This is a genomic window from Klebsiella sp. CD33 (genome assembly GCF_051992865.1).
Lineage (GTDB): Bacteria > Pseudomonadota > Gammaproteobacteria > Enterobacterales > Enterobacteriaceae > Klebsiella > Klebsiella pneumoniae.
Window position 1 is genome coordinate 1,397,478 of the sequence record NZ_CP197023.1, and the last position, 13,078, is coordinate 1,410,555.

Consider the following 13,078-nt stretch of genomic DNA (forward strand, 5'->3'; position numbering starts at 1 on the left):
TACGGTATAAACATTGATGAGGTACATAACCAAAAAGCATAGCAGACAGGGCTATTATTGGCGGCGAATCCGGGTAACATAACCGCTATAAATTGATAACAACAAAATCATAACGATGGCCAGAGTTTGGCGGTGTTCAAAGTTTATCGCCCCGCCAGGAGGGATACTGTCTGCCACTGAAAGGTGAACGACAGGATGGTCATCACGCTTTTCCCCTACGAACGATACGTGAAAGAAAGGAATAGAAAATGGATGAGCAGTTAAAACAGAGCGCCCTCGACTTCCACGAATTTCCGGTTCCCGGAAAAATCCAGGTCTCGCCGACCAAACCTCTCGCCACCCAGCGCGATCTGGCGCTGGCCTACTCGCCGGGCGTCGCAGCCCCCTGCCTGGAAATCGAAAAAGATCCGCTGGCCGCCTACAAATACACTGCCCGTGGCAACCTGGTGGCGGTCGTCTCCAACGGCACCGCGGTGCTGGGGCTCGGCAACATCGGCGCGCTGGCCGGTAAGCCGGTAATGGAGGGCAAAGGCGTCCTGTTTAAGAAATTTGCCGGTATCGATGTGTTTGATATCGAAGTCGATGAGCTGGATCCGGACAAATTCATTAACGTCGTCGCCGCCCTCGAACCAACCTTCGGCGGTATCAACCTGGAAGATATTAAAGCGCCGGAGTGTTTCTACATCGAGCAGCAGCTGCGCGAGCGGATGAATATCCCGGTCTTCCATGACGATCAGCACGGCACGGCGATCATCAGCACCGCGGCGATCCTCAACGGTCTGCGCGTCGTCGAGAAGAATCTGTCCGACGTGCGGATGGTGGTCTCCGGCGCGGGCGCGGCGGCGATCGCCTGTATGAATCTGCTGGTGGCGCTGGGGATGCAAAAGCACAACATCGTGGTCTGCGATTCGAAAGGCGTTATCTATAAAGACCGTGAGCCGAACATGGCGGAAACCAAAGCGGCCTATGCGGTGGAAGACGATGGCAAACGCACCCTCGATGACGTGATCGACGGCGCCGACATTTTCCTCGGCTGCTCTGGCCCGAAAGTGCTGACTCAGGAGATGGTGAAGAAGATGGCGCGGGCGCCGCTGATCCTCGCCCTGGCCAACCCGGAGCCGGAAATCCTGCCGCCGCTGGCGAAGCAGGTCCGCGATGACGCCATCATCTGTACCGGCCGCTCCGACTATCCTAACCAGGTCAACAACGTGCTCTGCTTCCCGTTCATCTTCCGCGGCGCGCTGGACGTCGGCGCGACGGCGATCAACGAAGAGATGAAGCTGGCGGCGGTGCATGCGATTGCCGAGCTGGCCCATGCCGAGCAGAGCGAAGTGGTGGCCTCCGCCTACGGCGATCAGGATTTAAGCTTTGGTCCGGACTACATCATTCCGAAACCGTTCGACCCGCGGCTGATCGTCAAGATAGCCCCTGCGGTGGCGAAGGCGGCGATGGATTCCGGCGTGGCAACGCGCCCGATCGCTGATTTTGACGCCTATATCGAGAAGCTGAGCGAGTTCGTCTATAAAACCAACCTGTTTATGAAGCCTATCTTCTCTCAGGCGCGCAAAGAGCCGAAGCGCGTGGTGCTGGCGGAAGGGGAGGAGACCCGGGTGCTGCACGCCACCCAGGAGCTGGTGTCTCTGGGACTGGCCAAACCGATTCTGGTGGGGCGCCCGAGCGTGATTGAAATGCGCATCCAGAAGCTGGGCCTGCAGATCAAGGCCGGCGTTGACTTTGAGATCGTCAATAATGAATCCGACCCGCGGTTTAAAGAGTACTGGAGCGAGTACTACCAGCTGATGAAGCGCCGCGGCATTACCCAGGAGCAGGCGCAGCGGGCGGTGATTAGCAACACCACGGTGATTGGCGCCATCATGGTTCATCGCGGTGAAGCGGATGCGATGATCTGCGGGACTATTGGCGAGTACCACGATCACTACCGTGTGGTGCAGCCGCTGTTTGGCTATCGCGACGGCGTCAGCACCGCCGGGGCGATGAATGCGCTGCTGCTGCCGAGCGGCAACACCTTTATCGCCGATACCTATGTCAATCACGATCCGTCGCCGGAAGAGCTGGCGGAGATCACCCTGATGGCGGCGGAAAGCGTGCGACGCTTTGGTATTGAACCGCGCGTGGCGTTGCTGTCGCACTCCAACTTTGGCTCTGCCGACTGTCCGTCAGCCAGCAAAATGCGTACAACCCTGGAGCTGGTGAAGGCCCGCGCCCCGGAGCTGATGATCGATGGCGAAATGCATGGCGACGCCGCGCTGGTGGAAAGCATCCGCAACGATCGCATGCCGGACAGCCCGCTGAAGGGGGCGGCCAATATTCTGGTGATGCCGAATATGGAAGCCGCCCGGATCAGCTATAACCTGCTGCGCGTCTCCAGTTCGGAAGGGGTGACCGTCGGGCCGGTGCTGATGGGGGTGGCGAAGCCGGTGCATATCCTGACGCCGATCGCCTCCGTACGTCGGATCGTTAATATGGTGGCGCTGGCGGTTGTTGAAGCGCAAACCGAACCGCTGTAATTTTCTATTTCCCCCGCTAACGCGCGGATCCGTTTCCGCGCGCAATATCAGGCAGGCCGGTGAGTAAAAAACGCTGAGCCTGCCTTTTTAATTCCACCGCAATATTATTTTCTCTCCTGAGTGATCCACTTCACCTTTTAACCCCACTTGCCGAAATTTGTTATTTGCCGCGCTGAAATGTCGTCACCATGAGGACAGATTTCAGGGGGCAATCAGTCATGGATAAAGAACGCATTATTCAGGAATTCGTACCAGGCAAACAGGTCACGCTGGCGCATCTGATTGCCCACCCGGGAGCAGAGCTGGCGAAAAAGATCGGCGTACCCGAATCCGGCGCGATCGGCATTATGACGCTGACGCCGGGAGAAACGGCGATGATCGCCGGCGATCTGGCGATGAAGGCCGCCGACGTGCACATCGGTTTTCTCGACCGGTTTAGCGGCGCGCTGGTGATCTACGGCTCGGTCGGCGCGGTGGAGGAGGCGCTCCTGCAGACCATCGGCGGATTAGGCCGCTTATTAAATTATACCTTGTGCGAATTAACGAAAAGTTAATTGAGAGCGACCATGAAGCGTATTGCGATTGTCGGCGCCGTCGGTGCAGGAAAAACCACGTTATTTAATGCCCTGCAGGGGAATTATTCCCTCGCCAGAAAAACGCAGGCGCTGGAATTTAACGATCGTGGCGACATCGATACACCCGGGGAATATTTCAGCCATCCGCGCTGGTATCACGCCTTAATTACCACCTTGCAGGATGTGGACACCCTGATTTATGTCCATGCGGCCAATGATACCGAAAGTCGCCTGCCACCCGGGTTGCTGGATATTGGCAGCCGAAAGCACCTTATCGTGGCGATCAGCAAAACGGATCTGCCGGATGCCAACGTCGCCGCGGTGCGGCAGCTGCTGGACGGGATGGGGTTTCAGGCGCCGGTTTTCGCCCTCAACGGTTGCGATCCGCAAAGCGTTGCGCCGCTGGAAAATTACTTGAGTGAGCTCAGCCAAAAGGAGGAAGGGCCAGGTGAAGAAACTCATTACCGCTAACGATATTCGTGCCGCCCACGCGCGCGGCGAACAGGCGATGTCAGTAGTTCTGCGCGCCAGCATTATCACCCCGGAAGCGCGCGAAGTCGCCGAGCTGCTGGGATTCACTATCACCGAAGACGATGGCGCCGCGCCGGCGGCGACAGCGGCGGACAGCGACAAAACGGAAAGCCAGCGGATCCGGGAAACCATCCTGGCGCAGTTGCCGGAAGGCCAGTTTACCGAAAGCCTGGTGGCGCAGCTGATGGAAAAGGTGATGAAGGAGAAGCAGTCCCTGGAGCAGGAGGCGATGCAGCCGGGATTTGACTCCGTGACCGGCAAAGGCGGCATCAAAGTGATCGACGGCAGCAGCGTGAAGTTTGGCCGCTTCGACGGCGCCCAGCCGCACTGCGTTGGCTTAACGGACCTGGTGACTGACCAGGATGGCAGCAGCATGGCGGCCGGATTTATGCAGTGGGAGAACGCCTTCTTCCCGTGGACGCTGAACTACGACGAAATCGATATGGTGCTGGAGGGCGAGCTGCATGTGCGCCATCAGGGGGAAACGCTGGTCGCCAAAGCGGGGGACGTCATGTTTATCCCGAAAGGCTCCAGCATCGAATTCGGTACCCCGTCGACGGTGCGCTTCCTTTACGTCGCCTGGCCGGCAAACTGGCAATCGCTATGAACGATTTCATTACCGAAGCGTGGCTCAGAGCGAATCATACGCTCAGCGAAGGCGGTGAAATCCATCTTCCTGCCGATGCCCGCCTGACGCCCTCGGCGAGGGAACTGCTGGAAAGTCGGCATCTGCGGGTCAAATTTCTCGACCGCCAGGGGCGCCTGTTTGTCGAGGATGACGAACAGACGCCGCAGCCGGTGCATGTCCTGACCAGCAGCGACCATCCGCCCCAGGCCTGCTGCGAGCTTTGTCACCAGCCGGTGGGCAAAAAGCCGGACACCTTAACTCATCTGACGGCCGATACCCTGGTGGCGAAAAACGATCCGCGGCTGGCCTTCCGCGCGGTGCTGGACAGCACCATCGCCCTGACGGTGTGGCTGCAAATTGAACTGGCGGAGCCCTGGCAGCCGTGGCTGACGGATATCCGTTCGCGGCTGGGCAACATCATGCGCGCCGATGCGCTGGAGGAACCGCTGGCGGCGCAGTCGATAGCCGGATTCAGCGAGGCGCAGCTGCATCGTCTGTCCCATCAGCCGCTGCGTTACCTGGGTCACGATCACCTGGTGCCGGAGGCCCGCCATGGGCGCGATGTCGCGCTGCTTAATTTGCTGCGCGGCAAAGTGCGCGAGGCGGAGGTGACCGCGGCGCAGGTGTTTATTACGCCGCAATTTGCGGTCCAGCGTGCCGATATTCTGCAGGCGCTCAACCGCCTCTCCAGCGCGGTCTACGTGATGATGATCCTGGGCGTGACGGACGCGCCGCCGGCGCTCAGCCAACTGCAGCAGCTGGGAGGTGAAGATGATCATTGACCAGTGTCGCAAACTGGCGCTGCGCGCCCCCGCCAGGGTGGTGTTCCCGGATGCGCTGGACGTCCGCGTGTTGAAGGCGGCGCATTATCTGCAGCAGCAGGGCCTGGCGCATCCGATCCTCGTCGCCAGCCCCTTCGCGCTGCGGCAGTTCGCCCTTGGCGAACGTCTGCCGCTGACCGGGGTGCAGGTCATCGATCCGCACAGCAACCTGGCGATGCGCGAGGCGTTTGCCGCCGCCTGGCAGGCGCGCGCCGGCGATAAAGCGCCCGCTGACGCGGTCGACAAGCTGGCCGACCCGCTGATGTTCGCCGCGGCGATGGTCAGCGCCGGGCAGGCCGAGGTGTGTATCGCCGGAAATCTCTCGTCAACCGCCAGCGTGCTGCGCGCTGGTCTGCGCCTTATCGGCCTGCAGCCGGGGTGTAAAACGCTCTCTTCGCTGTTTCTGATGCTGCCGCAGTATACCGGACAGCCGCTGGGGTTTGCCGACTGCAGCGTGGTGCCGCAGCCGACCGCGGCGCAGCTGGCGGATATCGCGATTGCCAGCGCCGAGACCTGGCAAGCGATCGCTGGCGAAGCGCCGCGGGTGGCAATGCTGTCCTTCTCGACACACGGCAGCGCCCGGCATCCCTGTGTGGCTAACGTCCAGCAGGCCACGGAGATCGTGCGTCAGCGGGCGCCGCAGCTGATGGTCGATGGCGAGCTGCAGTTTGACGCCGCCTTTGTACCGGACGTCGCTGCGCACAAAGCGCCCGGCAGCCCGCTGCAGGGCCGGGCCAATGTGCTGGTCTTTCCGTCGCTGGAGGCGGGCAACATCGGCTACAAAATCGCCCAGCGGCTGGGCGGATATCGCGCCATCGGGCCGCTGATCCAGGGCCTGGCCGCCCCGCTTCACGACCTCTCGCGAGGCTGTAGCGTAGAGGAAATTATCGAACTGGCGCTGGTGGCGTCGGTACCGCGCCAGACGGACGCAAGCCGGATCCCCGACTCGTCCATGCTGGTTGAATGAATGGTCCCCTTCAGGACCCCTTATGAGAGGAAAACACAATGGAAGCATTAGGAATGATTGAAACCCGGGGCCTGGTTGCACTGATTGAGGCCTCCGACGCCATGGTCAAAGCGGCTCGCGTCAAGCTGGTGGGAGTGAAACAGATCGGCGGGGGCCTGGTGACCGCCATGGTGCGCGGCGATGTCGCGGCGTGCAAAGCCGCGACGGATGCCGGGGCGGCGGCGGCTCAGCGTATCGGTGAGCTGGTCTCTGTACATGTCATCCCGCGCCCGCATGGCGATCTGGAAGAGGTCTTCCCGATTAGCTTCAAGGGCGACAGCAACATCTAACGGGGGAGGGGGTGCCGGAAAGTTCTGGCCGGATAAGACGCCAGCGCGTCGCTATCCGGCCATGAAAAGGCATGAATGCCGGATGGCGTTGCGCTTTTCCGGCCTGCACATCACACGCGGAGACGGACATGAAGCTGGCTGTGGTAACCGGATATGTGGTCTGCACCGTACGCCATGAAGGTCTGGCCCACGACAAACTGCTGATGGTGGAGATGCTCAATGCCCGCGGCGAGCCCGACGGGCAATGTGCGGTCGCCATCGACAGCATCGGCGCGGGATGCGGAGAGTGGGTACTGCTGGTCAGCGGCAGCTCGGCGCGACAGGCGCACGCACACGGCGCCTCTCCGGTCGATCTGTGCGTGATTGGTATCGTGGATGAGGCTGCGGCCGATGGTCAGGTGCTCTTCCATAAGTAGGGTGAAAAATCATGAATCAACAGGACATTGAACAGGTAGTGAAAGCGGTACTGCTGAAAATGAAAGACAGCAGCCAGCCTGCCGGCACCGTTCATGATATGGGCGTTTTTGCCTCACTGGATGACGCTGTCGCGGCGGCAACGGTGGCCCAGCAGGGATTAAAGCGGGTGGCGATGCGTCAGCAGGTGATTCAGGCCATTCGTGAGGCGGGTGAAAAGTATGCCCGTGAACTGGCGGAGCTTGCGGTGACGGAGACCGGCATGGGACGCGTTGAAGATAAGTTTGCCAAAAACGTGGCGCAGGCGCGCGGCACGCCGGGCGTGGAGTGTCTGACTCCGCAGGTGCTCACCGGCGATAACGGCCTGACGCTGATTGAAAATGCGCCCTGGGGCGTGGTGGCCTCGGTGACGCCGTCCACCAATCCGGCGGCGACGGTGATCAACAACGCCATTAGCCTGATAGCCGCCGGCAACAGCGTGGTCTTCGCCCCCCATCCGGCGGCGAAAAAGGTCTCGCAAAGGGCAATTACCCTGCTTAACCAGGCGGTAGTGGCCGCCGGCGGCCCGGCCAACCTGCTGGTGACCGTGGCGAACCCGGATATCGACACCGCCCAGCGGCTGTTTAAGTACCCTGGCATCGGCCTGCTGGTGGTGACCGGCGGCGAAGCGGTGGTCGAGGCGGCGCGCAAACATACCAACAAACGCCTGATCGCCGCCGGGGCTGGCAACCCGCCGGTGGTGGTGGATGAGACTGCCGATCTACCGCGCGCCGCGCAGGCGATCGTCAAAGGCGCCTCGTTTGATAACAACATCATCTGCGCCGACGAGAAGGTGCTGATCGTGGTCGATAGCGTCGCCGACGAACTGATGCGCCTGATGGAAGGCCAGCAGGCGGTGAAACTCACGGCGGCGCAGGCCGAACAGCTCCAGCCGCTGCTGCTGAAAAATATCGACGAGCGCGGCAAAGGCACGGTCAGCCGCGACTGGGTCGGCCGCGATGCGGGCAAAATCGCCGCGGCGATTGGCCTGCAGGTGCCGGCGCAAACCCGTCTGCTGTTCGTGGAAACCCCCGCCAGCCATCCGTTTGCGGTGACTGAACTGATGATGCCGGTGCTGCCGGTGGTGCGGGTGGCGAACGTCGAGGAGGCCATCGCCCTGGCGGTGCAACTGGAAGGCGGCTGCCACCATACGGCGGCGATGCACTCGCGCAATATCGACAACATGAACCAGATGGCGAATGCCATCGACACCAGCATCTTCGTCAAAAACGGGCCGTGCATCGCCGGGCTTGGGCTGGGCGGTGAGGGCTGGACCACCATGACCATCACCACCCCAACCGGGGAAGGGGTAACCAGCGCGCGGACCTTCGTTCGTCTGCGCCGCTGCGTACTGGTGGATGCGTTTCGAATCGTATAAGGGATGAACATGGCGCACGACGAACAACGCTGGCTTTCGCCGAGACTACAAAAAGCCGCTGCCCTGTGTAACCAGGCGCCCGCCGCCAGCGAGTCGCCGCTGTGGCTGGGCATCGATTTGGGCACCTGCGACGTGGTGTCGATGGTGGTTGACCGTGACGGCCAGCCGGTTGCGGTATGCCTTGACTGGGCCGACGTGGTGCGCGACGGCATCGTCTGGGATTTCTTTGGCGCCACCACCCTCGTGCGCCGACATCTTGCGACTCTCGAGCAGCAGCTGGGCTGCCGCTTCACCCATGCGGCGACCTCGTTTCCGCCCGGTACCGATCCGCGCATTTCGATCAATGTCCTGGAGTCCGCCGGGCTGGAGATCAGTCATGTGCTGGATGAGCCTACCGCGGTGGCGGATCTGCTGCAGCTCGATAACGCCGGGGTGGTGGATATCGGCGGCGGCACCACCGGGATCGCCATCGTTAAACAGGGCAGGGTGACGTATTCGGCGGATGAAGCCACCGGCGGCCACCATATCTCCCTGACTCTGGCCGGGAATCGCGGCATCGGGCTTGAGGAGGCGGAGCAGTACAAGCGCAGCCACGCCGGGGAGATCTGGCCGGTGGTTAAGCCGGTGTACGAGAAGATGGCCGAAATTGTCGCCCGACATATTGCCGGACAAGGGATTGTCGATTTGTGGCTGGCAGGCGGCGCCTGTATGCAGCCGGGCGTGCATGAGCTGTTTCGTCAGCGCTTCCCGGCATTACCGGTGCATTTGCCGCAGCACAGCCTGTTTATGACCCCGCTGGCAATCGCCAACAGCGGGAGGGAAAAAGCGGAGGGGATGTATGCAAGCTGAACTGCAGACGGCGCTGTTCCATGCCTTTGATACGCTGAATCTTCAGCAAATGAAAAGCTTCAACGTTCCGCCGGTGACGCTGCACGGCGTCGGCGCGCTGGCGGCCTGCGGTCCGCAAGCGCAGTCCAGGGGCCTTAGGCATCTGTTTGTCATGGTTGACAATTTTCTCCATCAGGCGGGAATGACCGCCGGGCTGGAGCGTAGCCTGGCGATGAAAGGGATTGCTATGACTCTCTGGCCCTGTCCCGCCGGCGAACCCTGCGTCACCGATGTCTGCGCCGCCGTCGCCCAGCTGCGGGACGCGCGCTGCGACGGCGTGGTGGCCTTTGGCGGTGGATCGGTACTGGATGCGGCGAAGGCGGTGGCGCTGCTGGTCGCCAATCCTGAGCAGACGCTGGGGGAGATGACGGAGCACAGCGAGTTGCGCCCACGTCTGCCGCTGATCGCGGTGCCGACCACCGCTGGCACCGGGTCTGAAACCACCAATGTGACGGTGATTATCGATGCGGTGAGTGGACGCAAACAGGTGCTGGCGCATGCCTCGCTGATGCCGGATGTGGCGATCCTCGACGCCGCGCTGACCGAGGGCGTCCCGCCGCATATCACGGCAATGACCGGGATTGATGCGCTGACCCACGCCGTCGAGGCCTACAGCGCCCGCCACGCCACGCCGTTTACCGACAGTCTGGCGATGGGGGCGATAGCCATGATCGGCGAGGCGCTGCCGAAAGCGGTGGGCTGCGGTCAGGATCTGGCGGCGCGGGAGAACATGCTGCTGGCTTCCTGCATGGCGGGGATGGCGTTTTCCAGCGCCGGGCTGGGGCTATGCCATGCCATGGCGCATCAGCCGGGGGCGGCGCTGCATATTCCGCACGGTCTGGCCAACGCCATGCTGCTGCCAACGGTGATGGAGTTTAACCGCATGGTGCGCCGGGCGCGCTTCAGCCAGATCGGCCGGGCGTTAACCGGCAAGAAAACCGATGACCGCGAGGCTATCGCCGCCGTGCGCGAGCTGATCGCCGAGGTCGGTCTGACGATGCGGCTGACGGAGGCTGGCGCGACGTCCGCGCACTACGACGCCTGGGCGCAAGCGGCGCAGGAGGACATCTGTTTGCGCACCAATCCACGCACCGCCAGCCGGGTGCAGATTATCGAGCTGTACGCGGCGGCGCAATAAATGCCGATTTTCCCGGAGGCGTGTGGCTGTGGCTTTCCCGGCTCGCGCTGCGCTTAGCCGGGCTACAGGATCACAGCCGTCTGCTATGCCGTAGCCCGGGTAAGGCGTTCACGCCGCGGCCCAGGAAAGTCGCCTGAGTGCGGCTAATGTCCCGGTATTCACAGTATCTACAAATCATAAATGACAGGGAGTAAGGGCTATGGGAATTAACGAAATCATCATGTACATCATGATGTTCTTTATGCTGATTGCCGCCGTGGACAGGATCCTGTCGCAGTTCGGCGGCTCGGCGCGCTTTCTCGGCAAACTGGGGAAAAGCATTGAGGGATCCGGCGGTCAGTTTGAAGAAGGGTTTATGGCGATGGGCGCGCTGGGCCTGGCGATGGTCGGGATGACCGCCCTGGCGCCAGTGCTGGCTCATCTGCTTGGTCCGGTGATTATTCCGCTGTATGAGATGCTCGGCGCCAACCCGTCGATGTTCGCCGGCACGCTGCTGGCGTGCGACATGGGCGGTTTCTTCCTCGCTAAAGAACTCGCGGGCGGCGACGTGGCGGCCTGGATGTACTCAGGCCTGATCCTCGGCTCTATGATGGGTCCGACCATTGTGTTCTCCATTCCGGTGGCGCTCGGCATTATCGAACCAACCGATCGCCGCTGGCTGGCGCTCGGCGTGCTGGCGGGCATTGTCACCATTCCCATCGGCTGTATCGCCGGCGGTCTGGTGGCGATGTATTCCGGGGTGGAGATCAACGGCCAGCCGGTAGAGTTTACCTTCGCGCTGATCCTGATGAATATGATCCCGGTGATCACCGTCGCCGTGCTGGTGGCGCTGGGGCTGAAGTTTATTCCGGAAAAAATGATCAACGGCTTCCAGATCTTCGCCAAATTCCTCGTGGCGCTGATCACCATCGGCCTGGCGGCGGCGGTGATCAAGTTCCTGCTCGGCTGGGAGCTGATCCCGGGGCTCGATCCGATCTTTATGGCGCCTGGCGACCAGCCCGGCGAGGTGATGCGCGCCATCGAAGTCATTGGCTCTATCTCCTGCGTGCTGCTCGGCGCTTACCCGATGGTGCTCCTGCTGACCCGCTGGTTTGAAAAACCGCTGATGCGCGTTGGTAATCTGCTAAAAATCAACAATATGGCTGCCGGCGGCATGGTCGCTACCCTGGCGAACAATATCCCGATGTTCGGCATGATGAAGCAGATGGATACCCGCGGGAAAGTGATCAACTGCGCCTTCTCGGTGTCAGCGGCGTTCGCCCTCGGCGACCATCTCGGTTTTGCGGCGGCCAACATGAACGCCATGATCTTTCCGATGATTGTCGGCAAGCTGGTCGGCGGCGTTACCGCGATTGGCGTGGCGATGCTGCTGGTGCCAAAAGATGAAAACGTACCGGCGCCTGCCAACAACGAAGCGGAGGCGCACTCGTGAACACGCGCCAGCTGTTGAGCGTCGGTATTGATATCGGCACCACCACCACGCAGGTGATCTTCTCGCGCCTCGAGCTGGTGAACCGCGCGGCGGTTTCCCAGGTGCCGCGTTATGAATTCATCAAACGCGACATTAGCTGGCAAAGCCCGGTCTTCTTTACGCCGGTTGATAAACAGGGAGAACTGAAAGAGGCCGAGCTTGAGGCGCTGATTCTGGCTCAGTACCGGGCAGCAGGGATCGCTCCACAAGCGGTGGATTCCGGGGCGATCATCATCACTGGCGAAAGCGCGAAAACCCGCAATGCCCGCCCGGCGGTGATGGCGCTCTCGCAGTCGCTGGGCGATTTTGTCGTCGCCAGCGCCGGGCCGCATCTGGAGTCGGTCATTGCCGGACACGGCGCCGGGGCGCAGACCCTGTCCCGGCAGCGGATGTGCCGGGTGCTCAATATCGATATTGGCGGCGGTACCTCGAACTATGCCCTGTTTGACGCCGGAAACGTCAGCGCCACCGCCTGCCTCAACGTCGGCGGCCGCCTGCTGGAAACCGACGCTCAGGGGCGCGTGGTCCACGCGCACCCGCCGGGGCAGCGGATTGTCGATGCGCTGTTTGGCTCCGGCACTAACGCCCTGGCGCTGACCGCCGGGCAGCTGGCGCAGGTGGCGAGCCGGATGGCGGCGCTGATCGTCGAGGTGATCGACGGCACCCTCTCACCGCTGGCGCAGGGGCTGATGCAAACCGAAGTACTGCCTGCGGGTATTCAGCCGGAGGTGATTACCCTTTCCGGCGGAGTGGGGGAGTGCTACCGCCATCAGCCCGCCGATCCTTTCTGTTTTTCCGATATCGGGCCGCTGCTGGCCACGGCCCTGCATGAGCATCCGCGCCTGCGTGAGATGAACGTGCAGTTTCCGACGCAAACCGTGCGCGCCACGGTGATTGGCGCCGGGGCGCATACGCTGTCCCTGTCCGGGAGCACCATCTGGCTGGAGGGGGTTCCATTGCCGCTGCGCAATCTGCCGGTGGCTATCCCGCAGGATGCCGCCGATCTGCCGAACGCCTGGCTCCAGGCGCTGACGCAGCTCGATCTGGCCCCCGAGGCGGACGCTTACGTGCTGGCGCTTCCCGCTTCACTTCCGGTGCGCTACGCCACCTTACTGACCGTAATTGACGCCCTGCTGGCGTTTGTCGCCCGCTTTCCCAATCCCCGTCCGCTGCTGCTGGTGGCCGAGCAGGATTTTGGCAAAGCGCTGGGCATGCTGCTGCGGCCACAGCTTCCACACCTTCCGCTGGCGGTCATCGATGAGGTGAGCGTCCGGGCGGGAGACTATATCGACATTGGTACGCCTCTTTTTGGCGGATCGGTTGTGCCGGTGACGGTGAAATCACTCGCATTTCCTTCCTGAGAGAACGACT

13 protein-coding genes are annotated in these 13,078 nt (G+C 61.9%); all 13 read left to right on the top strand.

Annotated features, from left to right (window positions below):
- Positions 1-248 precede the first annotated feature (248 nt).
- The 13 genes from maeB (at position 249) to eutA (ending at position 13,068) form a co-directional block, all read left to right on the top strand.
- On the top strand, positions 249-2,528 hold the full coding sequence (gene maeB / locus ACR809_RS06960; RefSeq protein ID WP_023284101.1) for an NADP-dependent oxaloacetate-decarboxylating malate dehydrogenase: 2,280 nt from the start codon (positions 249-251) through the stop codon (positions 2,526-2,528).
- Positions 2,529-2,746: 218 nt separating this feature from the next.
- Positions 2,747-3,082 (top strand): ethanolamine utilization microcompartment protein EutS, encoded by a 336-nt coding sequence (eutS, locus tag ACR809_RS06965; RefSeq protein WP_002913729.1) that lies wholly within the window; start codon positions 2,747-2,749, stop codon positions 3,080-3,082.
- A 12-nt stretch (positions 3,083-3,094) separates the two neighbouring features.
- Complete coding sequence (eutP, locus tag ACR809_RS06970; RefSeq protein ID WP_002913727.1) at positions 3,095-3,574, top strand: ethanolamine utilization acetate kinase EutP; 480 nt, start codon at positions 3,095-3,097, stop codon at positions 3,572-3,574.
- Positions 3,552-4,241 (top strand): ethanolamine utilization acetate kinase EutQ, encoded by a 690-nt coding sequence (eutQ, locus tag ACR809_RS06975; RefSeq protein ID WP_002913725.1) that lies wholly within the window; start codon positions 3,552-3,554, stop codon positions 4,239-4,241. The genes eutP and eutQ overlap by 23 nt, the downstream gene beginning before the upstream one ends.
- Positions 4,238-5,044, top strand: coding sequence for an ethanolamine utilization cob(I)yrinic acid a,c-diamide adenosyltransferase EutT (eutT, locus tag ACR809_RS06980; RefSeq protein ID WP_002913723.1), 807 nt, complete (start codon positions 4,238-4,240; stop codon positions 5,042-5,044). Before eutQ ends, eutT begins: the two co-directional genes overlap by 4 nt.
- Positions 5,034-6,050, top strand: coding sequence for a phosphate acetyltransferase (gene pta, locus ACR809_RS06985; RefSeq protein WP_122051145.1), 1,017 nt, complete (start codon positions 5,034-5,036; stop codon positions 6,048-6,050). Before eutT ends, pta begins: the two co-directional genes overlap by 11 nt.
- Positions 6,051-6,088: 38 nt before the next feature.
- Positions 6,089-6,379 (top strand): ethanolamine utilization microcompartment protein EutM, encoded by a 291-nt coding sequence (eutM, locus tag ACR809_RS06990; protein ID WP_000387720.1) that lies wholly within the window; start codon positions 6,089-6,091, stop codon positions 6,377-6,379.
- Positions 6,380-6,507: 128 nt separating this feature from the next.
- Positions 6,508-6,795 carry an ethanolamine utilization microcompartment protein EutN gene (gene eutN, locus ACR809_RS06995; RefSeq protein ID WP_002913719.1) on the top strand — a complete coding sequence of 96 codons (288 nt, stop codon included), beginning with the start codon at positions 6,508-6,510 and terminating at the stop codon, positions 6,793-6,795.
- 11 nt (positions 6,796-6,806) lie between these two features.
- Positions 6,807-8,210, top strand: coding sequence for an aldehyde dehydrogenase family protein (locus ACR809_RS07000; protein ID WP_004152003.1), 1,404 nt, complete (start codon positions 6,807-6,809; stop codon positions 8,208-8,210).
- 9 nt (positions 8,211-8,219) lie between these two features.
- A complete protein-coding gene (gene eutJ, locus ACR809_RS07005) occupies positions 8,220-9,059 on the top strand; it encodes an ethanolamine utilization protein EutJ (protein ID WP_122051146.1) in 840 nt (279 codons plus the stop codon).
- Complete coding sequence (eutG, locus tag ACR809_RS07010; protein ID WP_122051147.1) at positions 9,049-10,236, top strand: ethanolamine utilization ethanol dehydrogenase EutG; 1,188 nt, start codon at positions 9,049-9,051, stop codon at positions 10,234-10,236. Before eutJ ends, eutG begins: the two co-directional genes overlap by 11 nt.
- A gap of 199 nt (positions 10,237-10,435) precedes the next feature.
- Positions 10,436-11,668 (top strand): ethanolamine utilization protein EutH, encoded by a 1,233-nt coding sequence (gene eutH / locus ACR809_RS07015; protein WP_122051148.1) that lies wholly within the window; start codon positions 10,436-10,438, stop codon positions 11,666-11,668.
- Positions 11,665-13,068, top strand: a complete 1,404-nt coding sequence (eutA, locus tag ACR809_RS07020) for an ethanolamine ammonia-lyase reactivating factor EutA (RefSeq protein WP_122051149.1) — start codon at positions 11,665-11,667, stop codon at positions 13,066-13,068. The genes eutH and eutA overlap by 4 nt, the downstream gene beginning before the upstream one ends.
- Positions 13,069-13,078: the final 10 nt, after the last annotated feature.

Excerpts from the sequence above, each read along its gene's own strand:
- maeB (WP_023284101.1), top strand. The coding sequence starts at position 249 with ATGGATGAGCAGTTAAAACAGAGCGCCCTCGACTTCCACGAATTTCCG.
- eutS (WP_002913729.1), top strand. The coding sequence starts at position 2,747 with ATGGATAAAGAACGCATTATTCAGGAATTCGTACCAGGCAAACAGGTC.
- eutP (WP_002913727.1), top strand. The coding sequence starts at position 3,095 with ATGAAGCGTATTGCGATTGTCGGCGCCGTCGGTGCAGGAAAAACCACG.
- eutT (WP_002913723.1), top strand. The coding sequence starts at position 4,238 with ATGAACGATTTCATTACCGAAGCGTGGCTCAGAGCGAATCATACGCTC.
- pta (WP_122051145.1), top strand. The coding sequence starts at position 5,034 with ATGATCATTGACCAGTGTCGCAAACTGGCGCTGCGCGCCCCCGCCAGG.
- eutM (WP_000387720.1), top strand. The coding sequence starts at position 6,089 with ATGGAAGCATTAGGAATGATTGAAACCCGGGGCCTGGTTGCACTGATT.
- eutN (WP_002913719.1), top strand. The coding sequence starts at position 6,508 with ATGAAGCTGGCTGTGGTAACCGGATATGTGGTCTGCACCGTACGCCAT.
- ACR809_RS07000 (WP_004152003.1), top strand. The coding sequence starts at position 6,807 with ATGAATCAACAGGACATTGAACAGGTAGTGAAAGCGGTACTGCTGAAA.
- eutJ (WP_122051146.1), top strand. The coding sequence starts at position 8,220 with ATGGCGCACGACGAACAACGCTGGCTTTCGCCGAGACTACAAAAAGCC.
- eutG (WP_122051147.1), top strand. The coding sequence starts at position 9,049 with ATGCAAGCTGAACTGCAGACGGCGCTGTTCCATGCCTTTGATACGCTG.
- eutH (WP_122051148.1), top strand. The coding sequence starts at position 10,436 with ATGGGAATTAACGAAATCATCATGTACATCATGATGTTCTTTATGCTG.